This is a genomic window from Algibacter sp. Ld11 (assembly GCF_045066735.1).
Classification (GTDB): domain Bacteria; phylum Bacteroidota; class Bacteroidia; order Flavobacteriales; family Flavobacteriaceae; genus Algibacter.
The window spans coordinates 187,874-212,893 of sequence record NZ_JBISHH010000013.1 but is presented as its reverse complement, the minus strand read 5'-3'; the positions used below and the strand labels follow the sequence as shown (position 1 = coordinate 212,893).

At 32.5% G+C, this 25,020-nt stretch carries 23 protein-coding genes; 1 reads left to right on the top strand and 22 read right to left on the bottom strand.

The window, feature by feature from the left end; genetic code table 11:
• Positions 1-31: 31 nt before the first annotated feature.
• The 12 genes from ACJJV4_RS07445 to ACJJV4_RS07390 form a co-directional block, all read right to left on the bottom strand.
• Positions 32-940 (bottom strand): mechanosensitive ion channel family protein, encoded by a 909-nt coding sequence (locus ACJJV4_RS07445; RefSeq protein ID WP_405293000.1) that lies wholly within the window; start codon positions 938-940, stop codon positions 32-34.
• Positions 941-995: 55 nt separating this feature from the next.
• Complete coding sequence (locus ACJJV4_RS07440; RefSeq protein ID WP_405292998.1) at positions 996-1,493, bottom strand: Dps family protein; 498 nt, start codon at positions 1,491-1,493, stop codon at positions 996-998.
• A 151-nt stretch (positions 1,494-1,644) separates the two neighbouring features.
• Entirely contained in the window at positions 1,645-2,424 is a 780-nt protein-coding gene (locus ACJJV4_RS07435; RefSeq protein WP_405292996.1) for a tRNA pseudouridine synthase A, read from the bottom strand.
• Between the two features lie 12 nt (positions 2,425-2,436).
• The gene (gene hisIE, locus ACJJV4_RS07430) at positions 2,437-3,033 is read right to left on the bottom strand and encodes a bifunctional phosphoribosyl-AMP cyclohydrolase/phosphoribosyl-ATP diphosphatase HisIE (RefSeq protein WP_405293032.1); all 597 of its coding nucleotides are present in this window, start codon (positions 3,031-3,033) and stop codon (positions 2,437-2,439) included.
• Between the two features lie 38 nt (positions 3,034-3,071).
• Positions 3,072-3,827 (bottom strand): imidazole glycerol phosphate synthase subunit HisF, encoded by a 756-nt coding sequence (gene hisF / locus ACJJV4_RS07425; protein ID WP_405292994.1) that lies wholly within the window; start codon positions 3,825-3,827, stop codon positions 3,072-3,074.
• Between the two features lie 10 nt (positions 3,828-3,837).
• Positions 3,838-4,566: a 1-(5-phosphoribosyl)-5-[(5-phosphoribosylamino)methylideneamino]imidazole-4-carboxamide isomerase gene (gene hisA, locus ACJJV4_RS07420; RefSeq protein WP_405292992.1), complete on the bottom strand. Its 729-nt coding sequence runs from the start codon at positions 4,564-4,566 to the stop codon at positions 3,838-3,840.
• A gap of 39 nt (positions 4,567-4,605) precedes the next feature.
• Positions 4,606-5,187 (bottom strand): imidazole glycerol phosphate synthase subunit HisH, encoded by a 582-nt coding sequence (gene hisH / locus ACJJV4_RS07415; protein WP_405292990.1) that lies wholly within the window; start codon positions 5,185-5,187, stop codon positions 4,606-4,608.
• 70 nt (positions 5,188-5,257) lie between these two features.
• On the bottom strand, positions 5,258-6,394 hold the full coding sequence (hisB, locus tag ACJJV4_RS07410) for a bifunctional histidinol-phosphatase/imidazoleglycerol-phosphate dehydratase HisB (RefSeq protein ID WP_405292988.1): 1,137 nt from the start codon (positions 6,392-6,394) through the stop codon (positions 5,258-5,260).
• The gene (gene hisC, locus ACJJV4_RS07405; protein WP_405292986.1) at positions 6,394-7,419 is read right to left on the bottom strand and encodes a histidinol-phosphate transaminase; all 1,026 of its coding nucleotides are present in this window, start codon (positions 7,417-7,419) and stop codon (positions 6,394-6,396) included. The genes hisB and hisC overlap by 1 nt, the downstream gene beginning before the upstream one ends.
• Positions 7,412-8,701, bottom strand: a complete 1,290-nt coding sequence (hisD, locus tag ACJJV4_RS07400) for a histidinol dehydrogenase (RefSeq protein ID WP_405292984.1) — start codon at positions 8,699-8,701, stop codon at positions 7,412-7,414. The genes hisC and hisD overlap by 8 nt, the downstream gene beginning before the upstream one ends.
• A gap of 51 nt (positions 8,702-8,752) precedes the next feature.
• On the bottom strand, positions 8,753-9,610 hold the full coding sequence (hisG, locus tag ACJJV4_RS07395; protein ID WP_405292982.1) for an ATP phosphoribosyltransferase: 858 nt from the start codon (positions 9,608-9,610) through the stop codon (positions 8,753-8,755).
• A gap of 337 nt (positions 9,611-9,947) precedes the next feature.
• Complete coding sequence (locus tag ACJJV4_RS07390; RefSeq protein ID WP_405292980.1) at positions 9,948-10,760, bottom strand: prohibitin family protein; 813 nt, start codon at positions 10,758-10,760, stop codon at positions 9,948-9,950.
• Positions 10,761-10,919: 159 nt separating this feature from the next.
• On the opposite strand from ACJJV4_RS07390, the gene ACJJV4_RS07385 reads away from it, so the two are divergent.
• Positions 10,920-11,720, top strand: coding sequence for a universal stress protein (locus tag ACJJV4_RS07385; protein ID WP_405292978.1), 801 nt, complete (start codon positions 10,920-10,922; stop codon positions 11,718-11,720).
• A gap of 69 nt (positions 11,721-11,789) precedes the next feature.
• Here ACJJV4_RS07385 and ACJJV4_RS07380 read toward each other — a convergent pair whose 3' ends face one another.
• From ACJJV4_RS07380 to ACJJV4_RS07335, 10 genes are all read right to left on the bottom strand, one after another.
• Entirely contained in the window at positions 11,790-13,823 is a 2,034-nt protein-coding gene (locus ACJJV4_RS07380; RefSeq protein ID WP_405292976.1) for a VWA domain-containing protein, read from the bottom strand.
• A gap of 64 nt (positions 13,824-13,887) precedes the next feature.
• Positions 13,888-14,634, bottom strand: a complete 747-nt coding sequence (fabG, locus tag ACJJV4_RS07375; protein ID WP_405292974.1) for a 3-oxoacyl-[acyl-carrier-protein] reductase — start codon at positions 14,632-14,634, stop codon at positions 13,888-13,890.
• A gap of 174 nt (positions 14,635-14,808) precedes the next feature.
• The gene (locus tag ACJJV4_RS07370; RefSeq protein WP_405292972.1) at positions 14,809-17,778 is read right to left on the bottom strand and encodes a M16 family metallopeptidase; all 2,970 of its coding nucleotides are present in this window, start codon (positions 17,776-17,778) and stop codon (positions 14,809-14,811) included.
• Between the two features lie 100 nt (positions 17,779-17,878).
• The gene (gene sucD / locus ACJJV4_RS07365; RefSeq protein ID WP_405292970.1) at positions 17,879-18,757 is read right to left on the bottom strand and encodes a succinate--CoA ligase subunit alpha; all 879 of its coding nucleotides are present in this window, start codon (positions 18,755-18,757) and stop codon (positions 17,879-17,881) included.
• Between the two features lie 87 nt (positions 18,758-18,844).
• The gene (locus ACJJV4_RS07360; RefSeq protein ID WP_405292968.1) at positions 18,845-19,777 is read right to left on the bottom strand and encodes a UDP-3-O-(3-hydroxymyristoyl)glucosamine N-acyltransferase; all 933 of its coding nucleotides are present in this window, start codon (positions 19,775-19,777) and stop codon (positions 18,845-18,847) included.
• 32 nt (positions 19,778-19,809) lie between these two features.
• Positions 19,810-20,376 (bottom strand): elongation factor P, encoded by a 567-nt coding sequence (gene efp, locus ACJJV4_RS07355; protein WP_405292966.1) that lies wholly within the window; start codon positions 20,374-20,376, stop codon positions 19,810-19,812.
• A gap of 60 nt (positions 20,377-20,436) precedes the next feature.
• The gene (gene lpxA, locus ACJJV4_RS07350) at positions 20,437-21,222 is read right to left on the bottom strand and encodes an acyl-ACP--UDP-N-acetylglucosamine O-acyltransferase (RefSeq protein ID WP_405292964.1); all 786 of its coding nucleotides are present in this window, start codon (positions 21,220-21,222) and stop codon (positions 20,437-20,439) included.
• Between the two features lie 59 nt (positions 21,223-21,281).
• Positions 21,282-22,688: a bifunctional UDP-3-O-[3-hydroxymyristoyl] N-acetylglucosamine deacetylase/3-hydroxyacyl-ACP dehydratase gene (locus ACJJV4_RS07345; protein WP_405292962.1), complete on the bottom strand. Its 1,407-nt coding sequence runs from the start codon at positions 22,686-22,688 to the stop codon at positions 21,282-21,284.
• A complete protein-coding gene (gene lpxD, locus ACJJV4_RS07340) occupies positions 22,675-23,700 on the bottom strand; it encodes a UDP-3-O-(3-hydroxymyristoyl)glucosamine N-acyltransferase (protein WP_405292960.1) in 1,026 nt (341 codons plus the stop codon). Before lpxD ends, ACJJV4_RS07345 begins: the two co-directional genes overlap by 14 nt.
• Positions 23,701-23,751: 51 nt before the next feature.
• Positions 23,752-24,972: an HD domain-containing protein gene (locus ACJJV4_RS07335; RefSeq protein ID WP_405292958.1), complete on the bottom strand. Its 1,221-nt coding sequence runs from the start codon at positions 24,970-24,972 to the stop codon at positions 23,752-23,754.
• Positions 24,973-25,020: the final 48 nt, after the last annotated feature.

The window sequence follows — 25,020 nt, the reverse complement described above, 5'->3', positions numbered from 1 at the left end:
TTAATAATTTATCTACAGAGATAATTAATGTCTAATTGTTAGAGAATTCGTTCTGGGGAGCTACTTTGCCTCCATCAACAGATAATTTATTGTTGAATTCTAAAGTTCTAATTGGGAAAGGAATATTAATTCCAGCTTTATCATATGCCTTTTTAATTTCAATAATAGCATCAGTTTTAGCTTTAAATTTTTCAAGCATACTATCGGCGTCTATCCAAAACCTACATAAGTAATTAATAGAACTATCTCCAAACTCTGTATAATAAAACTCTACATCTTCTGCGCTTTTAACCTGATCAAAAGTATTAGCAATTGTTTTTTGAGTAAGCGCTTTAACGTCTTCTAAATTCGACTCATACCCAACACCACATTCTAATGCTACACGCATTTTAGTAGTTAAAGAGTAATTTTTTAAAGGGTTTTCCAAAATCATTTTGTTTGGAAGAATTACAATATTGTTGTCAGCTTCCTTAATTACAAATTCTTTTAAATTAATATCCATAACTTCTCCAGAGTGGCCATTGGTTTCTACCCAATTTCCTATTTGTATTTTTTCTCTGAAAGAAAGTGATATACCAGCAACCGTATTACTTAGCGTATTTTGAAGTGCTAAACCAATTGCTAACCCAGCAACACCTGCTGTGGCTAGTAAAGAAGTAAGCGTTTTACTTAAATTCAATATCCCTAAAGAGATATACAAACCTAAAAGCACAACGACTACTGCAGCAATTCTAGACATCATTTTTGATACGGAGTCTTGCTTAACTCGTTTTGAAATAATTTTATAAGTGAAATTATTCACGTACTTAGCTATAAAATAAGCCGCTACTGAAACTAAAATTGCTAATGCTAAATTGGGTAAATATTCTATTATGGTTGAAAACCATCCTTCTAATTTTGTTACAAGACCATTAAAGGCCTCACTAAATGCTGTATCCATTTTTTAAGTTTTTTTTTAATTTATTAATTGTTTTTAACGAAAAAATTAACAAAACTTAAATAACTTCTGGATGTGCAACCTCAGAAGGCTTTTTTGTCCAAGCTTCAAGCATCCAACTTGTTTTCTCAAGTTCTCTAATATAGGCACCTATTAAATCGGCTGTTCCTTCATCGTTCGCCGTACTAACTTTGTCCATTACTTTTCCCATTTGCTCTAAAAGTAATTTATGATCATTTAAGGTTTCTAAAACCATAGCACGATCTGATTTAAGTGATGCTTTTTCTTTAATAGTTGAAGACTTAAGATAATCTTCCATTTGGCTCATAGGGTGATAACGCAACGTTAAGATTCGCTCTGCGATTTCGTCAATTTTAACACGAGCATCGTTGTACATAGATTCAAATTTCTCATGTAAATCGAAAAAATTTCTTCCAACAATATTCCAATGGTTGCTTCGTAATTTTTGATAATAAACGTGGTAGTCAGCTAATAAAATATTCATTTCTACCACCACGGGTAATAATTCTTCATCATTCATTTTTAAATAGCTCATAATTTATTGTTTGTGTTCCCACTCAATATAAGGGCTATATCAAAATTGTCAAGCCCTTTAACAGGCTTTAACGGTATTAAGATTTATTTAACTTAAATTATGTTAAATAAAATATAAAAAGTTAAAATAATTAAGAATAAAAGACTATTGATTAATCGATGAAATCGATGTTTTTCAATATTAAACCCGATGCTGGAGCGATATAATTCATTTTAATATTGCTATCAGGTTTTAAAGTATCATGAATATCTTGAAGTGTTAACTTGCCTTTTCCTAAATCTATAAGCGTCCCCATCATCAAACGAATTTGGTTTCGCATAAAACCTTGACCTTGTACGCGTAAAATATAGGTTTTTTTAGGGAAATAATTAGCAGTATATATGGTGTTCTCTACTAATTCACACAACATAATTTCTCTTGTGTAAATGCCATTATCAGTAGGTTTGTAGCAATAGGATTTTAAATAGTTTTCACCTTCGAAGAGTTTAGCACCTTGCTTCATAAGGTCTATATCTAAATCATCAAGAATGGTTGTCATTATTGGCGCACAAAACGGGTGGCATTTTTCACCAAAAGCGAATAGATATAAATATTCTTTAATTTTTGAATTCTGAATAATATTAAATTTGGCATCAACTTCCTTTATGTCTAATGCACGAATATCTTGAGGTAAATTACGATTAAAAAGATCTAAAAAATCAGATAAATTTTCAATGGGTTCAAATAAAAACAACTCTATAGCTGCGCATTCAGCAGAAACCATAGCATCTGTTCTTCCTGAACTTAAACTTTTAAAGCGTTTACCTTCTAATATAAAATTGAAGGTTCTATCTACCATTAAATGCAAGGTTTTTACGTCTGGCTGTTTTTGCCAACCATGAAAACGATAACCTAAATATTGAATAGTTATGAGATAAAAATATTTTTTCAAAAAAACACTGTTTTACTTATGTCTACCTATTAATTCTTTTTCAATATCTTTTAACGTGAAGCCTTTAGCTTGAAGTAACATCAGGTAGTGGAACATTAAATCTGCCGATTCATATAAAAATAACTCATCGTTATTATCCATAGCTTCAATAACCGTTTCCACAGCTTCCTCACCTACTTTTTGAGCTACTTTATTTATGCCTTTGGCAAATAAACTCGCTACATAAGATTTTTTTGTATCCTTGTTTGCCACACGCTCCGTAATTACATCTTCCAAAGTTGAAAAGAAACCGTAATTCGATTTATTTTCTTCTGCCCAACAGGTATCTGTACCTTTATGGCAAGTAGGCCCAACAGGATTTACTTGGATTAATAAAGAATCGTTATCACAATCATTTTTAATATCAACAAGGTTTAAAAAGTTACCACTTTCCTCACCCTTTGTCCATAAACGTTGCTTAGATCTGCTAAAAAATGTTACTTTTTTAGTTTCTAATGTTTTCTCATAAGATTCAGCATTCATGTAACCCAACATCAAAACATTTTTTGTTGTGGCATCTTGAATAATTGCAGGTACTAATCCGTTACTGTCGTATTTAATAGTCATGATATTTATTTTATGTTGCTGAATAAATTCAGCCTGCCGACTTAAAGTCGAACTTCTATATGATTTGCTTTTAATTCTTTCTTTAATTCAGGAATTGGAATTTCACCAAAATGAAAAACACTTGCAGCTAGAGCGGCATCCGATTTTCCAATTTCAAAGGTATCAATAAAATGTTGAACATTACCCGCACCTCCCGATGCTATTATTGGAATATTCAAGCTTTCTGATAATTTAGCTAAAGCTTCATTAGCAAAGCCATTTTTTGTACCATCGTGATTCATTGATGTGAATAAAATTTCACCTGCACCACGTGTTTCAACCTCTTTCGCCCATTCGAATAAATCAATATCTGTTGGGATACTTCCACCAGCTAAATGCACTTTCCATTGTCCATCAACTTGTTTCGCATCGATAGCCACAACTACACATTGACTTCCAAACTTGTTAGATAATTCATTTACTAATTCTGGGCGTTTAACAGCCGAAGAATTAATAGAAACTTTATCTGCTCCACAATGCAATAGCTCGTCAACATGTTCCACAGAGGAAATCCCTCCGCCAACTGTAAATGGGATGTTTACTTGTTCTGCAACGCGCAACACCATATCTAACGTGGTGCCCCGACCTTCTATAGTTGCCGATATATCTAGAAAAACAAGCTCGTCTGCTCCTACTTCTGCATATTGCTTCGCAAGTTCTACAGGATCACCAGCATCACGTAAATCAACAAAATTAACACCTTTTACTGTGCGTCCATTTTTGATATCTAAACACGGAATTATTCTTTTTGTAAGCATTTTAAACGTTTTATTGTTTATTCAATATAAAATTCTCCAATTGTTTTAAGCTGATTTTATTCTCATAAATAGCTTTTCCAATAATAGTACCTTCGCAACCTAATTCGGCTAATTTTGGTAACTCATCAAAGGTTGAAATACCACCACTCGCAATTAATTTTATATTTGGAAGTTGCGCTAACATTTTTTCATATAAATCGAAAGACGGCCCTTGTAACATACCATCTTTAGCGATATCGGTACAAATAACATATTGCACACCTTCTTTTTGATAGTTCTTTACGAAAGGAATTAAATCCTCATCCGATTCTTCTAACCAACCACTAATTGCTATTTTCTCGTTATTAGCATCGGCACCTAAAATAATTTTTTCTGCTCCAAATTTTGCTAACCAACTTTTAAAAACATCAGGTTGTTTTACAGCTATACTACCGCCAGTAATTTGCCCTGCACCAGATTCGAAGGCAATACGTAAATCTTCATCTGTCTTTAATCCACCACCAAAATCAATTTTTAAATTTGTTTTGGTCGCGATCTCCTCTAAAACTTTATGATTTACAATATGGCTTGCTTTAGCACCATCTAAATCTACTAAATGTAAAAACTCAATACCGTGGGCTTCATATTGCTTGGCGATTTCTAAAGGATGCTCGTTGTATATTTTTTTTGTGTTATAATCGCCTTTAGATAAGCGAACACATTTTCCATCTATAACGTCTATTGCTGGTATTATTCTCATTACTTTTTGGTTACTCGTTAACGGTTATTCGTTTTAATCTTAAAGGTTTAGGAAATTTTGCAAAATTTTTGCTCCTTCAGTGCCACTTTTTTCTGGGTGGAATTGTACCCCGTAGAAATTATTATGCTTTAAAGCCGATGCGTAATTTAAACCGTAATCGGTTTTTGCTATGGTTTCATTACAGTGTTCGGCATAATAACTATGTACTAAATACATGTATTCGTTTTCTTTTAAACCTTTAAATAAATCGGATTTTAAGTCTTTAATAACATTCCAACCCATGTGTGGTACTTTTACTGAATGATCAAAACGTTTAACATCGGTTTGAAATATACCAAGACCTTTGGTGTTGCCTTCTTCGGTAGTTTTACACATCAATTGCATGCCTAAACAAATTCCTAAAACGGGTTGTTTAAGCTTCGGAATTAAATCTGATAAACCACTCGCTTTTAGCATTTTCATAGCAGAACTTGCCTCGCCAACTCCAGGAAAAATAATTTTATCTGCTGCCAAAATTTCTTCTGGATTATTAGATAAAACAGCATCTACACCCAAGCGCTTAAAAGCAAATTGTATACTTTTAATATTTCCTGCTCCGTAATTTATTATAACTAATTTCATTCTTTTTTCCTGATAATTTATTGGTTTTTAGTTGTTTTAATAACCATTCACTGAAAACCAATAATCATTTTTATAACATCCCTTTTGTACTCGGCAAAAACATTTTATTAGAATCACGTTTAACCGCCATTTTCATTGCTTTAGCAAAGGCTTTAAAAATGCCTTCAATTTTATGGTGTTCGTTTACACCTTCAGCCTTAACATTTAAATTACATTTTGCTCCATCCGTAAAGGATTTAAATAAGTGAAAAAACATTTCTGTTGGCATATCACCAATTTTTTCGCGCTTAAATTCGGCATCCCATTCTAACCAGTTTCTACCACCAAAATCTACCGCCACTTGCGCTAAACAATCATCCATGGGTAAACAGAACCCGTAACGCTCAATGCCTAGTTTGTTACCTAAAGCTTTATTGAATAATTCACCTAAGGCAATCATAGTATCTTCAATAGTATGGTGTTCATCTACATTTAAATCGCCATCTACTTTCACTATTAAATCCATAGCGCCATGGCGCCCAATTTGATCTAACATGTGATCGAAAAATGACAATCCTGTATGTATATCGTTTTTACCAGAGCCATCTAAATTTAATTTGATATAAATTTTAGTTTCATTGGTGTTTCTTGTAATTTCTTCGGTACGATCTTCTAATTTTAAAAACTCATAAATAGCTTCCCAATCTGTACTTGTTAAGGCAATACAATCTAATATTTCTTGTTTTGAGGTTTCAATTTCATCTGCACCTAATTCAGGATCTTCAGATAAGAAAATACCTTTTGCGCCTAAATTTTTAGCCAATTCCATATCGGTAATTCTATCACCTAACACAAATGAGTTTTCTAAATCGTAATCTTCAGAAAAATACTTTGTTAATAAACCAGTTCTCGGTTTACGTGTTTCCGCATTCTCATGCGGAAATGTTTTATCTATATGCACATCGGCAAAAACAACACCTTCTTTAGCAAAAGCATCAATAACTTTATTTTGCGGTCCCCAAAACGTGTCTTCAGGAAAAGAATCTGTTCCTAAACCATCTTGATTTGTTACCATAACCAATTCGTAATCCAATTCACTAGCTATTTTAGCCATGTATTGAAAGACCTTAGGATAATATTCTAGTTTCTCTAAACTATCTAATTGATAATCTATTGGTGGCTCTAAAACCAAAGTTCCGTCTCTGTCAATAAAAAGTACTTTCTTCATTATAAAGAATTTAAAGTATCTATTAATATTTTGTTTTCTGCAGGTGTACCAACCGTAATACGAATACAGTTATCTACTTGCGTATTTCTATTTCTAACAATCACTTTTTTATCAATTAAATATTGATAAACCATATCGGCATTATCAACTTCAATCAATAAAAAATTCGCATCCGTAGGATATATTTTTTTCACTAAAGGCAGCTTAATTAAAGCAGCTTTTAATTTTGTACGCTCTAATAGAATAGCATCAATATTACGTTTTACTTCATCTAAATTATTTAATCTATCTAAAACGGCATCCTGATTTAATGTGCTTACATTATAAGGTGGTTTTACACGATTGTATAAATTAATAATAGCTTCGTTTGCATAAGCCACACCTACTCTCACACCAGCCAATCCCCATGCTTTACTAAAGGTTTGACTAACAATTAAATTGTTGTATTTATTAATGTTTTTAATGAAAGAATCTTGGGAACTAAAATCAATGTACGCCTCATCGACAATTACAATACCATTGAAATTTTCTAAAATATATTCAAGGTCTTTTGTATTTAATATGTTTCCTGTTGGGTTATTTGGCGAACAGATAAAGATGATTTTTACATCTTCAAAATCTAAATACGGCTGTAATTGATTTAGGTTAATCTGAAAATCATTAATTAAAGGTTGTTTTATAATTTCAACATTATTGATATTCGCAGAAACATCGTACATACCATAGGTTGGCGAAAAGGTTAAAACCTTATCTTTTCCTGGTTCACAGAAAATACGAAATGCTAATTCTATAACTTCATCACTTCCATTACCTATAAAAATTTGATTTGTTTCTACCTTTTTAAGAACAGATAATTTTTCTTTTATCGCCTTTTGGTGTGGATCTGGATATCGATTTAATATTCCATACGGATTCTCATTCGCATCTAAAAAAACATCTGCCGTCCCTTTAAATTCGTCTCTTGCAGAAGAATATGCTTTTAAATTCCAGATGTTATCTCTAACAATATCTTTTAAATTAATCATTTTTCAAATCATTTAAACGGATAGACACTGCGTTTTTGTGCGCTTGTAAACCTTCGGCCTCTGCCATTAACTCAATAGTTTCTCCAATATTCAGTAAACCTTCTTTCGTGATTTTTTGAAATGTCATTTGCTTTAAAAAGCTATCTAAATTAACACCAGAATAAGCTTTGCTAAATCCGTTGGTAGGCAATGTGTGGTTAGTTCCAGATGCATAATCTCCAGCACTTTCCGGCGTATAATCGCCAATAAAAACAGAACCAGCATTGCGGATACCATCTACATAAAAATCATTGTTTTCTGTACAAATAATAAAGTGTTCTGGGCCGTACTCATTAATCATTTCTAAAGCTAATTCATTATTTTCAACATAAATTAACTTAGAATTTGCAATCGCTTTTTCTGCAATCGCTTTACGCGGAAGTACGTTTAATTGTTTTTCTATTTCAGATGAAACACCTTCGATAATATCTTGAGATGTTGATACCAAAATAACTTGACTATCTGTACCGTGTTCAGCCTGACTCAATAAATCTGAAGCGATATAAGATGCATTCGCACTTTTATCGGCCACAACTAACAATTCGCTTGGTCCTGCTGGCATATCAATCGCAACACCATGCTTGGTTGCTAATTGTTTTGCAACCGTTACAAACTGATTTCCTGGTCCAAAGATTTTATAAACCTGCGGAATAGTTTCAGTACCAAATGTTAATCCGGCTACAGCCTGAATACCACCAACTTTAATAATTTTAGTAACACCACATAAATTAGCAGCGAATAAAATTTCTGGAGCTAATTCTCCTTTTTTGTTTGGAGGTGAACATAAAACAATTTCTTTACAACCTGCAATTTTTGCAGGAACAGCCAACATTAAAACCGTAGAAAATAACGGTGCCGTTCCACCAGGAATGTATAAACCTACTTTTTCAATAGGTCGTTTTTCTTGCCAGCACGACACACCATTTGCAGTCTCGACTTCTACTTTAGATGTTTGTTGTGCTTTATGAAAAAGCTCTATGTTTTGCTTGGCTTTTTTTATAGCATTTTTAAGCTTTTCAGGGACGATATTAATAGCCGCTTGAATTTCTTGAGTAGATACTATATTCGTATCTAACTCCACACCATCAAAACGAACTGTGTATGCTTTTATGGCAACATCACCGTTATCAACAACATCTTTAAAAACATTGGTTACAGTGCCTTCTATATCATTTACAGTTTGCGTAGGGCGCTTTAAAATAGCCTTCCACTCTGTCTTATTTGGATTGTTTATTATTTGCATGAGTTCTTTACTTTGAGATTTCCTTATTATAGGAAATAGAAAACAAATTAATTAAAGTACCATTTTTTCAATTGGACAAACCAAAATACCTTGGGCTCCATTTGCTTTCAAACCTTCGATAATATTCCAAAAATCATTCTTAGGGATTACCGAGTGCACAGAACTCCATCCTTCTTGCGCTAATGGTAATACAGTAGGGCTTTTCATTCCTGGTAATAAACCAATAATAGCTTCTAACTTATCATTTGGTGCATTTAACAAAACATACTTTGAATTTCTTCCTTTTAAAACCGATTGAATTCTAAACTGAATAGTATCTAAAATAGCTTGTTTATCTTCACTTAAAATTGGTGAAACTGCTAAAACTGCTTCCGATTTTAAAATCGTTTCAACTTCTTTTAAGTTATTTTTAAATAGTGTACTTCCACTAGAAACAATATCACAAATGGCATCGGCCAAACCTATATTTGGAGCTATCTCTACAGAACCATTAATAATGTGAAGGTTTGCTGTTATGCCATTTTCTTTTAAATATTGTTCTACCGTATTTGGGTAAGATGTAGCAATGCGCATACCATCTAAATCTTTAATAGATTTATATTCTGCATCTTTTGGCACAGCAATACACACACGACAGCTAGAAAAACCAAGTTTCTCAGCAATATTAATGCCTTCACCTTTTTCGATTAAAACATTTTCTCCAATGATAGCTGCATCTACAACACCATCTTTTAGATATTGAGGAATATCACCATTTCTTAAATAAAACACTTCTACAGGAAAATCTTTAGCCGAAGCTTTTAATTGATCTTTACCATTATCGATAGAAATACCGATAGCTTTTAAAAGAGACATAGAGTCTTCGTTTAAACGTCCTGATTTTTGTACTGCAATTCTTAATTTACTCATTTTATTGTTTTTATGAGTTTGAAACAATCTCACTGGTTTTAAAAAAATAAACCCGCTTGATTGGCTCAAACGGGTTTAAAAAATATGTCGATTTTATTCAATACATTTTCAGTTCGCTTGAGAGCAAATATGAAAATGATGATGTAATTGAATAAAAGTCATTTGTTTTGTTTTTATAACGATACAAATATGCAAAATATATGTTTAAAATGCCAAATTATTACGAATTAAATTTTCAATATTTATACTTTCCTTAGTTTTATTAAAAAAAGACTAATTAATCTTTAATATAAGGCTAAAAATACTGCTACTTTAATCCGCAATAGACAAAACTTTATTATTGGTTTCCTAAGATAATAGGCAAACCACTATCTCCAGAGCCAATAACAATAACTTTGCTATTTGAAGATTCCGACAGTTTAACTGTAGCCTCAATACCCTTATCTTGAAGAATTTTATCTGTTAAAGAAGCACTTAAAATTCGGTTTGATTCTGCTTTACCTTCTGCCTCAATAATTACTTTTTCAGCTTCTTTTCTTGCGCTTTCTAACCTGAACTCATATTCTAATGATTCTTGTTCTTGCTTTAATTTTCGCTCAATAGCGTCCTTAATTGTTGTAGGAAGCTTTACGTTTTCTACAAGTACACGTTTTACATTTACAAACTGCCCGTCTAACTCATTTCTAACTTCCTCTAAAATTTCCAATTCAATAATATCTCTTTTACTTGAGTACAATTGTTCTGGAGTATAGCGACCAACCACACTTTTTGCAGCAGCATTAATAGCAGGATTTAATAACTCACGAATATAATCAACTCCCTTTGTTTGAATCAATTTACCCAAGTTTTTAAACTCCGGCTCAAACCAAATTGTTCCGCTTACTGTAATATCCAAACCATTTACAGAGAGTACATTCATATTTTCTGAAATAGATTGCTGACGCACTTTCTGAACAATCATATTATTCCAAGGTGCTACAATATGAAATCCTTCTCCATAAGTTCGTTCTGTATTAATACCATTACCCAAAGGCTCAAATAACACACCACCTTCACCAGGACCAATGGTTACTAGAGATTTAGATACTACAATAATTAATACAACTATTCCAATAATAAAAGGGAATGCAATTTTTGGTAATTTTTCCATATTTAATTTTTATTTAGTTACCAAAGATACGGTATTTAAACAGTTTTCACCAATTTAAAACCGATTATAGCCATCACAAAACAAGTGTTAAATTTGTAGCTATTTACTGCATAAATGCATACATTTAATATAGATTTTCAACCATAAAAATTTATTAAAATGAAAACAATAATTGTATCATCCGACTTTTCTGAGGAAGCCAAAAACGCAACCCTATATGCCATACAAATTGCAAAAAAAGCAGGTTCTAAATTGGTTCTTTTTCATTTACACATCTTGTCAATTCATGCTGTACAAGCAAGATTACCATATAAAAATATATTACAATCTATAGATTACGCCAAAACAAAAACGGAGAACCGAGTTAAAAAACTATCAGAAACTTATGATGTAGAAATTATTGTCGATTTTGCAATGGGCGATTATTTTAAACAGTTGGAGCGCGTTATCCAAGAACACCACGCAGATCTCATTGTTATGGGTATGCATACCAAAACAATAGAAGGCGACTTATTAGGTAGTACAACTTCTGAAGCCATTAATAAAATAGAAATCCCTATTTTGGCTGTTCCGTTAAAAACGCAATATAAGAGTATTGATAGAATTCTTTTTGCTTGCGATTTAGAGAAAGGAATAGCACAGAATATTTTAAAAGAAATAAAGAAAACTACTAAGAAATTTAATGCTGAATTAAGAGTTTTTCATGTTGAGAATAAAATATCTGAATTAAAAAGTAACATTGAAATTTTAAAACCATTGGAAGAAGTATCTTATTACTATAAAAATGTGCAATCCGAAGCTGTAATAGACGAAATAAGAAATGAAATGTTAGAATATAAACCAGATGTATTAATCATGGTGCCTTATGAGCATGGTTTTTGGTCTTCATTAATTCATAAGAGTAAAACAAGAATTATGTCTTCAGGATTAGATATTCCCCTTTTATCAATTCACGGTTAGAATAAACATTAAAAGAAAGCATAACCTTTTTTAATTAGGTTATGTTTTTTTTTATAAAGTTTAGCGATATTATATCAATCCCTTATATTTTCTTAAAAACCACTCTATAGATAGCGCTAAAGCTATTATTGCAAGCAGATACTTCCAATCAATCAACGGACGGCTTGTATTGTGCCTTTTTTGAACAGATTGATATCTAGTATCGTTTATTAAATCGCTTACTAAGGCATCACAATTATCTATAAAATAACTAGAACCATCGCTACTTACTGCTAATTGATTTAATTTTTTAGAATCAGCATTTAAAAATTGCTGCTCCACATTATATTCCAAAATTTGAAAACTTCCCGATTTCGATAAATTGGTTTTTGTAGTTCTAACAGTAAAACCATATTCTGAAGGAGGCAAACTACTCAAATCTACCTGGTAGTTGTTATTTTTAAGAATAAGTGGTAGTGTTTTTTCTTCTTTTGAAACCTTATCTATGAGTTTTATTTGCAGACTTTCTCTTGAATCGAAAACAAAATTCTTGTCAAAAAACTCTGCCTTAATCACTATGTTTCCACTTCCGTTATAAAAAGATTCGTAATCGATGTTCAAGCGGTTTCGTTTTTTATTAGAAGCTAAATATTGTATTGTTTTTCCTAAAAAATCATCAAACGCATTAAAACCTTTGGTATTTAAAAAACTCTGTGAACGCCATTTCCAAATGTTCTCACCAAATAATACAGCTTCCCTTCTCCCTTCCGTTTCCAAAGTGACAAATAAGGGCTCTTTAGTTGAAATACCATTAACATTCTTGTACAAAATAGTTTCAAAAGGAACCGCAAACACTACCGATCCGTAATTTGACTTTAACGGTGGAAACGATTCAAAATTAATATCATCTAATAAAAAAGGAGAATAATTTAAATTTAACTCTGCCTGATAAGCCTCTGTTTGATCTGTTATTTCGTGATCGTAAGTTTTATTGTTTTCATTTAGAAAATCGAGATCCGTTTTACTACCTTCTATAATAAATCTATTCTTGTTTTCAGCGTTTAACCTAGTAATCAAGTTTTTAAACTTACTGTTTGGCTGATATAGTATAACTAATTGAAAATCATTTATTTTTGAAACAAATTCATTCGGCTCAAAAAATAAAACCTTACTGCGTTCATTACTCTCAATACTTTTCTTTAAGCTTCCTAAATCTGGATGTGAAAAGGTAGAAACTACAGCTATATTTGTTTTTTGATCTATAACTTCAACAGCAAAATTTTTGTAATTATTAACCGTGTTTTTTTCGTTTTCAATAGGAATTAAAAAAGCCTTATAACTACTAACGCCAACTCGTGAAGCGGGCAAAGTAAAATTGAGAAGTTTAGAATTATTGTTTTTCGAAAATGTAACATTTTCCGAAAATACTGTTGCATTACCTTGTTTAACAATAAACCTAGAGGTGACATTAGTGTTACCACTATAGACTACAATAGCCTCTACCGGAAACTTATTTTTTAAATAAGCATATTTATTGACGTTTAATTGCTGAATTTTTAAATCGACATAAGTAATAGTATCTCCCAAAATTATTGGGTAAATGGCCTGCTTGTAAGTATTGCTAGCAAACTCATAATCGTTACCCAGTGTTTGGTTTCCATCGGAAATTAAAACTGTTGGCGCATTACTTGTTTTATAAATTTGTGATAATTGAGTAAATGCTTCGTTAATATTAGATTGTTTTTCTAAGAAACTCAATGAATCTGAAGCTTTAAAAGTTTCTCCAAAGGTGTAAAAGACAAGATTAAACTTGTTGTTTAATTCTGAATTTTCCGAAATCGTTTTTACTAAAGTTTTAACTTTTTCGGTTTGATTGAGGTGTTTTATAGAATTCGAATTATCTACGGCAATAACCAAGTTTGGTTTTTCTGTTGTAAATGTAGTTTGATTAAATTTAGGGTTTATCAGTAAAATAAAAAGTGAAAATATGCTACTAAATCGTAAAAAAGTAAAAAGCATGTTCAATTTAGACATGCTTTTCCTTTTATTTATATACTGAAATAGAGCTAATGAAAGCGCTAATATTCCAGCGAGTATAATGTAAATTATTGTTTCTGTTTGCATTTAAGCTTTTAAGTCTATTTTAATGAGAACTCCGTTTTCACGGTATAAAAAAACAAAACTGAAACTATGTAAGCATTCCGCCGTCAACATTTAACGTTTGCCCTGTTACATATGCCGACATATCACTAGCTAAAAACACGCATACATTTGCAATATCTTCTGGAGTACCGCCACGTTTTAATGGAATTCCTGCACGCCACCCCTTTACAACCTCTTCATCTAATTTCGCTGTCATTTCAGTTTCAATAAAACCTGGAGCAACTACGTTACTTCTAATATTTCTTGAACCTAACTCTAAAGCCACCGATTTAGAAAAACCAATAATTCCAGCTTTTGATGCTGCATAATTGGTTTGTCCTGCGTTACCTTTTACCCCAACAACAGAACTCATGTTAATTATAGAACCTTTACGTTGTTTTAGCATAGTACGTTGTACTGCTTTAGTCATGTTAAAAACCGATTTTAAGTTCACCTCAATTACGGTGTCAAAATCTTCTTCACTAATACGCATTAGCAAATTATCTTTAGTAATCCCTGCGTTATTAACAAGAATATCGATACTTCCAAATTCGGCAACCACATCGGCCGCTAGTTTTTGAGCTTCTTCAAAACTTGCTGCATTACTCTGGTAACCTTTAGCTTTAACACCAAGCGCATTTAATTCTTTCTCTAATGCATTAGCTGCATCTACAGACGAACTGTATGTAAACGCGACATTTGCACCATGTTGTGCAAAAACTTCAGCTATACCTTTACCTATACCTCTACTTGCACCAGTAACTATAGCCGTTTTTCCTTCTAATAATTTCATCTATTTACTTATTATTTTTTATTCCTCATTTATAAATTACAGAATAAAATTTTAGTTTATTTATAACTTTGTTAACGATTATTGCTAATCTTTAACCAAAATCAAATATAAGAATTCCTATTATAACTGCACATAAAAAAAGCCGATAGGTAGAAAAACTTATCGGCTTTTTGTTTACATTTTTAATTTTTCGTTTTTTTCATAATTAAATAGATAATCTACATCCATTTCTTGAACTTTACCAAGCGCTTTTAAAGCTTTAAAATCAATATCTTTTTTATTTCCTATAACCATTACATTATACTTTTCTCCTTTTATATTGCTATTAAAAAAGTCACGTAAATCCTCAATAGTCATACCTTTTATAGTATTATACATTTCCTCTCGGTTATCATTCTCAATACCAAGTTTTTTCAAGCTTTCATAATTCCAGAAAATATTAGATTTAGTAATACGCTGTGCTGCTATTTTCTTAAGAGTAGCTTCTTTAGCGGCATTAAACTGTTTCTCAGCTTCAGGCATATCGGTCATTAAGTCCATCATAGCACTTACAGCCTGTGGCATTTTGTTAGCCTGTGTACCCATATATGCCATAACGTAATTCGCATTTTCTTTTTGATCAGCCATTTGGTAACTCGAAAAAGCAGAGTATGCTAAAGATTTAGATTCGCGTATTTCTTGAAACACTATGGACGATAATCCGCTACCAAAATAAGTATTGAATAACGTGGAAGCAGCAATATTTTCAGCTTTAAATGGCTCACCTTTTGCTAAGAATAACATTTCCGACTGTACCATATCAAAATCTACAAAGTAAACATTTCCACCTGTTTCTTGTTCTTCATAAACTAAAGCTTCAGGATATTTTTTCAAATCTTTCGGAATAGTATGACTTGTATTTAGAGCCGCTACAGCAGCAGCAATATCTTTTCCGTAATAGAAAACACGTTGTTTGTAGTTTTTCATATCCTTAACAATATCAACCAATTCTTTAGGATCGATAGCATTTAACTCATCGGTTTTGTAAATATTTCTTAAACGAGATTTTTCGCCATATTTACCATAACTCATTAAACCGTTCCAAAGAATACTTCCTTTTTGTCCTTTACTATCTTGACGTCCTTTAATAATAGATTCTATGTATTTTTTATATGCATCTTGATCTGGAACCGCGTTATTCCATAAGTGTTCTAAAAGCTCTAACCCTTTCGGTAAATTTTCTTTTAAACCGTTGAGTCCAACATAAGTTTTATCGTCTCCAGCAAAAACATAATAACTTACGCCAAGCTTGTAAAACTCCTTTTTTAGATCCTCGTTGCTATACTTAGCAGTTCCCAAGTAATCCATGTAATTAGCCGCTAGCTTTAATTTTTTATCGTTATCGCCACCCATATCGAAAATAATGTTTAAATCGAATAAATCATTTAATTCATTTTCAATATAAGATACCTCGATACCATTATTGGTTTCTGTAGTTTTAATAGCCGTTTTGTAATCAATAAACTTTGGTTTTAAATCTTCAGACTTCATATTATTGAAAGCCGTTAAAAACTCAGAACTTTTATCTCTATTTAAATGAACCGGAGTAATACCCGGGTTTTGCACCTTAACAATATTAGAATCTTCACCTTGACGTTTGTAGGTAACCACATAATTGTTTTGGTAAAATTTGTTAGCAAAATCTACCAATTCTTGTTTAGTTACTTTTTTTAAATCGTTTAAAAACTTCACTTTACTAGCCCAATCTTCATGATGAATAAAGGCATTATAATATGCCGAAGCTAAAGCCGTACTGTTTTCGTATTGTTCGGTTTGACTCAGTTTTAAGTCGTTTACCACAGCATCAATCATCCAATCATCAAACTCGCCTTTCTTTAATTTTTCAATTTGTTCTAATAAAAGAGCTTTAACATCATCTAAAGACTGCCCCTCCTTTGGCGTCCCTGTAAATTGGTGGTAACCATAATCATTTAAAAATGTTGGAGAACAGCTGGCATTTTGTACAACCTGCTTCTGGTTTAAATTTAAATCTATTAAACCTGCGTTTCCATTAGCTAAAATCATATCTGCCAAGGTTACAAATTTTTGATCTTCGCTACCAATGCCATTAGCTCTAAATGCTATAGATACATTTTCGGCTGTTGGGCCAAAAACTTCTTTAGTTATTGGGGATACAATGGGTTCTTCTTTAGGTAAAACTGGGTGAGTAACTTCTTTATTTTCAAATGCACCAAAAGCTTTATTAACTTTTGCTATGGTAGCATCAAAATCTAAATCTCCAACTAAAACCATTGCCATGTTATTAGGTACATAATACGTATTAAAGTAATTATGAATATCTACTAACGAAGGATTTTTTAAATGCTCTGCATTACCAATGGTGGTTTGTTGACCATAAGGGTGATTAGGAAATAAGCCTTTCAACATAGCATAATATCCTTTTCTGAAATCACTATCTTGAGTTCTATTAAATTCTTCAAAAACAGCTTCTAATTCTGTATGAAACAAACGTAAAACCAACATACTAAAACGCTCACTTTCTACAGTTAACCATTTATCCAATTCATTAGCAGGAATTTTATTTTTATAAACCGTTTCTTCAAACCAAGTATGTGCATTAGTTCCTGTCGCTCCCAAAGAACTAATCATTTTATCATATTCATTAGCAACACTATAGTTAGATGCTTCTAGAGAAACTTCATCTATCTTTCTGTATAACTCTTCCTTTTTATCAAGATCATTTTCTGCGCGATGCGCTTCATATAAATTTGAAATAGAATCTAAATATACTTTTTCCTTCTCCCAATCTAGGGTACCTATTTTGTCTGTGCCTTTAAAGACCATGTGTTCTAAATAATGAGCTAAACCAGTAGATTGTTTGGGATCGTAATTAGAGCCAGCACGAACAGCAATATAAGTCTGGATTTTAGGTTCATCGGTGTTTTTACTTAGATAAACTTTTAATCCATTTTCTAAGGTGTAAAGTCTTAAACCGGTTGGGTCGTTTTCGGTAATTTCATAAGAAAACCCATTAACATCGGTATGAGCTGTTGTAGCAGCAACAACTTCCGAGTTTTTATCTGTTTTACAATTAAAGCAAATAACTAAAATTGCTAACATAAGGCCTGTTTTAATTTGTTTCATAGATTAAAGTTTTAGATACATTTGCTTAAAATTAAGCATAAAAAAAACGCTAACTACATTTAGTTAACGTTTTTTAAAATGAATTCTATTAAAGTTTTCTCTATTTTTTAGCTAAAACCTCGGCAATTTTCTTTCCTATTTCAGCAGGAGAATCTACAACGTGAATTCCACATGCTCTCATGATTTTCTTTTTTGCTTGTGCAGTATCATCACTACCACCAACAATAGCTCCAGCATGTCCCATAGTACGACCTGCAGGTGCAGTTTCACCAGCGATAAAACCTACCACAGGTTTTTTACTACCACTCGCTTTGTACCAGTTAGCAGCATCTGCTTCTAATTGACCTCCAATTTCACCTATCATTACAACAGCTTCAGTTTCTGGATCATTGATTAATAATTCAACAGCTTCTTTAGTAGATGTTCCAATAATTGGATCTCCACCAATACCAATGGCCGTAGTAATACCTAAACCTTGTTTTACAACTTGGTCAGCAGCTTCGTAAGTTAAAGTTCCTGATTTAGAAACAATACCAACAGTCCCTTTTTTGAAAACGAAACCTGGCATAATACCAACTTTAGCTTCACCCGGAGTAATAACACCTGGACAGTTAGGGCCTATTAAACGACAATCTTTACCTTTTATGTAGCTAGATGCTGTAATCATATCAGCAACAGGAATACCTTCTGTAATTGTAATAATAACCTTTATTCCAGCATCGGCAGCTTCCATAATAGCATCGGCAGCAAAAGCTGGCGGTACGAAAATAATAGTAGTATCTGCTCCTACTTGTTCTACTGCCTCTAATACAGTATTGAAAACAGGTTTATCTAAATGTGTTTGACCACCTTTTCCTGGTGTAACACCACCAACAACGTTGGTTCCGTATTCAATCATTTGGCTGGCATGAAAAGTACCTTCACTACCTGTAAAACCTTGAACTATTATTTTTGAATCTTTGTTTACTAAAACGCTCATAGAAGATTTTTTATCGTTATTTTATTTACTTAACAAAAGTAATTTTTTGAATTCTATTTTTAAAGTAAAATCCCAATTACTTTTTCGTTATTTTTTTATTGAATTTAATATTTCTGGAATCTTTCTAATATAGGCTAATTCCTTAAATTTTGCTCTGGCTTCACCTGCTGGCGAACCAAAATATGCTTTATTTTCGTCTGTTGAATGCCCTAAGCCCGATTGCGCAAAGAGCTCCGTGCCTTTAGCGATAGTAATGCCACTTTTTACACCAGCTTGTCCCCAAATGACAACTTCATCTTCAACAACAACACAGCCAGCAATACCTGCTTGCGATGCAATAAGGCATTTTTTACCTAAAACAGTATCATGACCGATTTGAATTTGATTATCTAATTTAGATCCGTAACCAATACGTGTATCGGCTGTTACACCTCTATCTATGGTACATGCCGCTCCAATATCAACATGGTCTTCAATAACCACACGCCCACCAGATTTTAATCTATCAAACCCATCAGGACGTTTTTTATAATAGAATGCATTTGCACCCAGAACCGTTCCTGAATGAATAGTAACATGATTGCCAATTACTGTATCATCATAAATACTAACATTAGCATGAATAATGCAGTTTTCGCCTATTTCAACATTATGACCAATAAAGCAATTAGGTTGAATTACCGTATTTTGTCCTATTTTAGCTGATGCTGAAATAGCACTATTAGCCGATTGAAAGGGCTTAAAGTGATTGGTTAAAGTATTGAAATCTCTAAACGGATCGTCACTAACCAATAATGCTTTTCCTTCTGGACATTCAACCTTTTTATTAATTAAAATAATAGTTGCCGCAGAATTTAAAGCTTTATCGTAATATTTTGGATGATCTACAAAAACAATATCACCTGCTTCTACCACATGAATTTCATTCATGCCAAGAACAGGGAAGTTTATATCCCCAACAAACTCACAACCAATTAGGTCTGCAATTTGTTTTAATGTATGTTGCTTTGGAAATTTCATAGGTTTAGAAAACTATATTGCAAAGAATTGTTTTACTCTTTTACACGCTCTTTGTAAGTTCCTTTTGCTGTTTCAACTTTAATTTTATCACCTTCATTAATAAATAAAGGCACATTTACAGTTGCACCAGTTTCTACGGTTGCAGGTTTAGTCGCATTTGTTGCTGTATTGCCTTTAACACCTGGCTCGGTTGCTGTAATTTCTAAAACAACACTTGCTGGTAAATCTACAGAAAGAGGAGAGTTATCTTCAGTATTAATTAATACCGTTACTACTTCGCCTTCTTTCATTAAACCAGGGTTATCTAAAGCCGCTTCTAATAAACGGATTTGAGTATAATCTGCTTCGTTCATAAAATGGTAAAATTCACCATCGTTGTATAAATACTGAAATTTATGTGTTTCAACACGAACATCTTCTAATTTATGACCAGCAGAAAACGTATTATCTAAAACCTTTCCTGTTGTAACACTTTTCATTTTAGTTCTTACAAATGCTGGACCCTTTCCTGGTTTTACATGTAAAAATTCTACAATTTTATATATATCATTATTGTATCTAATACATAAACCATTTCTAATATCACTTGTAGTTACCATAATTTAATTTTGAAATTTAATATTTGTTTTAACCCTTTTTTGAAAGATTAACTAATTGTTTTAATTTGCTTTGAAGTATCCCTTCATAATCCCTCTATGAGAATTTTTGATAAACTGAAGAATCTCATCACGCTCTGGAGTGGCTTCCATTTCTGCCTCAATAATTTCAGCCGCTTGTGTGTTATTATAATTCTTCTGATATAAAATTCTATAGATATCTTGAATTTCTCTAATTTTCTCTGTCATATACCCTCTTCTTCTTAATCCTACAGAATTAATTCCTACATAAGAAAGTGGCTCTCTTGCTGCTTTTACAAAAGGAGGTACATCTTTTCTAACTAACGATCCGCCAGTTACAAAGGCATGATTACCAATAGATACAAATTGATGTACAGCCGTCATACCTGCTAAAACCACGTAATCACCAATAGTGATATGGCCGGCAAGCGTACTATTATTAGAAAAAATACAGTTGTTACCAACAATACAATCGTGAGCAACGTGGCAATATGCCATAATTAAACAGTTATTACCTATAACTGTTTTCATTCTATCTGTGGTTCCTCTGTTTATGGTAACACACTCACGAATAGTGACATTATCTCCAATTTCAACAGTGGTATCCTCATCGTTATATTTTAAATCTTGCGGAACTGCAGAAATTACAGAACCCGGGAAAATATTACAATTCTTGCCGATACGGGCACCTTCCATAATGGTTACATTACTACCTATCCATGTGCCTTCGCCAATTATAACGTTGTTATGTATGGTTGTAAAAGGCTCTATGACCACGTTTTTTGCAATTTTTGCACCTGGATGCACATATGCCAATGGTTGATTCATTTGTAAGTTTTTAGTTTAGTCTTAATAAGTTAAAGCAAGGTTTACCTGCTTAGACCTACTTATTTTACTTTTGATATTTGAGCCATTAATTCTGCTTCTGCACAAAGTTTACCGTTTGAGTAAGCGTAACCTTGCATATGGCAAATACCACGACGTATTGGTGTAATTAACGAACATTTAAATATTAACGTATCGCCAGGAACTACTTTTTGCTTAAACTTAACTTTATCCATTTTCATGAAAAATGTTAAATAATTTTCTGGATCTGGAACTGTATTCAAAACTAAAATACCGCCAGTTTGTGCCATAGCTTCAACAATTAAAACACCTGGCATAACTGGTGCGCCTGGAAAATGCCCTTTAAAGAACTCTTCGTTCATAGTTACATTCTTCTGAGCTATTACATGACTGTCAGACAATTCAAAAACCTTATCGATTAATAAAAACGGCTGACGGTGAGGTAACATATCCATAATTTGATTCACATCCATTAAAGGTGTTTGATTCAAATCTATTTTAGGCACGTTATTTCTACGTTCTATTTTAATAAGTTTTGATAATTTTTTAGCAAACTGCGTATTTATGTAATGCCCCGGTTTGTTAGCGATTACTTTTCCACGAATGCGTGTACCAACCAATGCTAAATCACCTAAAACATCTAAAAGTTTATGGCGAGCCGCTTCATTTGGGTGATGCAGTGTTAAATTATCTAAAATACCGTTTGGTTTAACGGCTATATTATCTTTTTTAAAGGCTACTCTTAACTTCTCCATAGTTTCTGGAGATAAGGCTTTATCTACATAAACAATAGCATTGTTTAAATCACCACCTTTTATTAACCCATGCTCTAAAAGCATTTCTATTTCATGAAGAAAACTAAATGTTCTAGAGTTTGAAATATCTTCTTTAAAATCTGAAATTTGATTTAAAGTAGCATTTTGAGTTCCTAAAACCTTAGTACCAAAATCTACCATAGTAGTAATTTGATATTCTTTGGCAGGCATTACTAAAATCTCACTACCAGACTCTTCGTCTATGTACGAAATAATATCGGTTACCTCATACTCTTCTCTAAAAGCGTCTAGCTCAACAATTTCAGCTTTCTCGATAGCTTCAACAAAGAACTTAGACGATCCGTCCATAATAGGCGGTTCCGCGGCATTTAATTCTATTAAAGCATTATCGACATCTAAACCAACAAAAGCGGCTAAAACATGTTCTGATGTTTGAATGGTTACTCCATTTTTCTCTAAACATGTACCACGTTGCGTGCTTGTTACGTAATTAGCATCGGCTTCAATTACAGGTGCACCTTCTAAATCTACACGTTTAAAACATAAGCCAGAGTTAGCAGCTGCAGGTTTAAAAGTTAAAGTTACATTTTTACCTGTGTGTAAACCAACTCCTGTTAAAGTAACTTCTTTTAGAATGGTTTTTTGTTTGATCTCAGTATTAACTATTCCCATTTATTTTTTCTAAATCATTTATATTTTTAACAATCTTAGGAAGATTTTTAAAGTGAACATACGACTTATTATAATCGCTAATAGCCAAAGCTGGTGAGCCTTGGAGAATTTCATTATCTTTTACATGTCTAGCAATACCAGACTGCGCTTGTATTTTTACATTATTACCAATAGTAATATGGCCTGCAATACCAACCTGACCTCCAATTTGACAATTTTCGCCTATATGTGTAGATCCTGCAATGCCTGTTTGCGCTGCAATTACTGTATTTTTACCAATTTCAACGTTATGCGCTATTTGAATTTGATTATCCAATTTAACACCTTCGCGCACAATAGTAGAACCTAATGTTGCTCTATCAATAGTTGTACCGGCGCCTACATCAACAAAATCCTCTAGAATTACATTTCCTATTTGAGGTATTTTGTTATAACCACCGTTTTCGTTTGGAGCAAATCCAAATCCGTCAGCACCAATAATAGCTCCAGAATTAACTACACAGTTTTTACCTATTTGTGTATCTGAATAAATTTTAGCTCCAGAAAATATAATGGTATTATCACCTAAAGTAACATTATCTCCAATATAACTATTCGGAAAAATTTTAACATTATTCCCTACAACTACATTATCCGCAATATAACTAAAAGCTCCTAAATACAAGTTTTCTCCATATTTCGCAGACTCTGATATAAAAGCTGGTTGCTCTATACCAACTTTGTTAAGCTTAACCGAATTGTAATACTCTAATATTTTAGAGAACGCCATATAGGCATCATCGACCTTAATAAGTGTTGTTTTTAAATCGGTATCTGGTTTAAACGTTTTATTAACAATAGTAATAGACGCTTGTGTTTTATAAATATGTGCGGTGTATTTAGGATTGGCTAAAAAGGTTAAAGAACCTTCGAAGCCCTCTTCTATTTTTGATAGCTTAGAGACTTCAGCTTCAGGATTCCCGACAACTTCTCCTTCTAAAATACCCGCTATTTGTTGTGCAGTAAACTTCACACTAAAGATTTATTGTTTTGTTTAATTTTTGGCAAAAATAGGAAAAATGTGTTAAACTTTAACCTTAGGGTAACATATATAATATTTGGTAACCGGTTTTGATAGTGCTTTTAAATTAAGTTGATCGGATGCTTTTACAATATCTTCAATTTTACCAGACTTATGCAGTATATTAATTCCTTGCTTTTTTAATTGATATGCTTGATTAGAAATACTTCCGGTAAACACAAAATACTCAGCCTCTTCCCTAGTGATATTATGTTTAGCAACAAAGGTTTTAATTTCTTTCTCTAAGGTTTGCTTTTTAATAGGCTTATTCTTGAGTTTTATTTTTAATAAATTACGGTTTATTATCATTTCGCAAATATGTCTCAGAACAAAATCGTCGTGAAATTGCCATGCCTTCATAGCCGAAATTATATCATAATCGTCTAATTGAGAAAACACATTTAATATGTCGTCATTAAAATCATTAATAGAAATTTCATTTTTAAGAAAATACTGTAATGGTTTACTAGCCTCAAGTTCTACACCTTTTAACGTTAATTCTTTAGCGCGTTTTAAAACACGTATTAAAAGTTGCTCGGCAACAATACCTGTTTTATGTAAGTACACTTGCCAATACATTAAACGGCGGGCAATTATAAACTTCTCTACGCTATAAATTCCTTTTTCTTCAACTACTAATTTATCGTCTACAGCATTTAACATGGTAATTAAACGCTCGCTATTAATGTTTCCCTCGGCGACACCTGTATAAAAGCTATCACGTTTTAAGTAATCGGCGCGATCCATATCAAACTGACCAGAAATAAGCTGATACATGAACTCGCGGTGGTAATTACCTTTAAATATTTCAATGGCCAGCGTTAAACTTCCGTTAAATTCTTCATTTAAACGCTCCATAAAAAGCATCGAAATTTCTTCATGAGATACATTATTTACAATACTATGCTCCATGGCATGCGAGAAAGGTCCGTGCCCAATATCATGCAATAAAATAGCTATGTAAAGTGCGTTTTCTTCATCGTCAGAAATGCTAACCCCTTTAAAACGCAGCACATTAACAGCTTGTTGCATTAAATGCACGCAACCAATGGCATGATGAAATCTGGTGTGGTGTGCGCCAGGATATACCATATATGATAAACCCATTTGCGTAATTCTACGTAAGCGTTGAAAGTATTTATGTTGAATTAAATCGAATATTAGCGAATTTGGAATAGTAATAAATCCGTAAATTGGGTCGTTTAATATCTTTAGTTTGTTCAAACTTTAAGTTTTTACAATTATTATTTACAAATATAGGTATATGATATG

Excerpts from the sequence above, each read along its gene's own strand:
- ACJJV4_RS07380 (WP_405292976.1), bottom strand. The coding sequence starts at position 13,823 with ATGCAAACAGAAACAATAATTTACATTATACTCGCTGGAATATTAGCG.
- hisA (WP_405292992.1), bottom strand. The coding sequence starts at position 4,566 with ATGAGAATAATACCAGCAATAGACGTTATAGATGGAAAATGTGTTCGC.
- hisF (WP_405292994.1), bottom strand. The coding sequence starts at position 3,827 with ATGCTTACAAAAAGAATAATTCCGTGTTTAGATATCAAAAATGGACGC.
- ACJJV4_RS07370 (WP_405292972.1), bottom strand. The coding sequence starts at position 17,778 with ATGAAACAAATTAAAACAGGCCTTATGTTAGCAATTTTAGTTATTTGC.
- sucD (WP_405292970.1), bottom strand. The coding sequence starts at position 18,757 with ATGAGCGTTTTAGTAAACAAAGATTCAAAAATAATAGTTCAAGGTTTT.
- ACJJV4_RS07360 (WP_405292968.1), bottom strand. The coding sequence starts at position 19,777 with ATGAAATTTCCAAAGCAACATACATTAAAACAAATTGCAGACCTAATT.
- hisB (WP_405292988.1), bottom strand. The coding sequence starts at position 6,394 with ATGAAGAAAGTACTTTTTATTGACAGAGACGGAACTTTGGTTTTAGAG.
- hisC (WP_405292986.1), bottom strand. The coding sequence starts at position 7,419 with ATGATTAATTTAAAAGATATTGTTAGAGATAACATCTGGAATTTAAAA.
- hisH (WP_405292990.1), bottom strand. The coding sequence starts at position 5,187 with ATGAAATTAGTTATAATAAATTACGGAGCAGGAAATATTAAAAGTATA.
- ACJJV4_RS07345 (WP_405292962.1), bottom strand. The coding sequence starts at position 22,688 with ATGGGAATAGTTAATACTGAGATCAAACAAAAAACCATTCTAAAAGAA.
- ACJJV4_RS07445 (WP_405293000.1), bottom strand. The coding sequence starts at position 940 with ATGGATACAGCATTTAGTGAGGCCTTTAATGGTCTTGTAACAAAATTA.
- fabG (WP_405292974.1), bottom strand. The coding sequence starts at position 14,634 with ATGAAATTATTAGAAGGAAAAACGGCTATAGTTACTGGTGCAAGTAGA.
- ACJJV4_RS07440 (WP_405292998.1), bottom strand. The coding sequence starts at position 1,493 with ATGAGCTATTTAAAAATGAATGATGAAGAATTATTACCCGTGGTGGTA.
- efp (WP_405292966.1), bottom strand. The coding sequence starts at position 20,376 with ATGGTAACTACAAGTGATATTAGAAATGGTTTATGTATTAGATACAAT.
- ACJJV4_RS07390 (WP_405292980.1), bottom strand. The coding sequence starts at position 10,760 with ATGGAAAAATTACCAAAAATTGCATTCCCTTTTATTATTGGAATAGTT.
- ACJJV4_RS07385 (WP_405292978.1), top strand. The coding sequence starts at position 10,920 with ATGAAAACAATAATTGTATCATCCGACTTTTCTGAGGAAGCCAAAAAC.
- hisG (WP_405292982.1), bottom strand. The coding sequence starts at position 9,610 with ATGAGTAAATTAAGAATTGCAGTACAAAAATCAGGACGTTTAAACGAA.
- hisD (WP_405292984.1), bottom strand. The coding sequence starts at position 8,701 with ATGCAAATAATAAACAATCCAAATAAGACAGAGTGGAAGGCTATTTTA.
- lpxA (WP_405292964.1), bottom strand. The coding sequence starts at position 21,222 with ATGAATCAACCATTGGCATATGTGCATCCAGGTGCAAAAATTGCAAAA.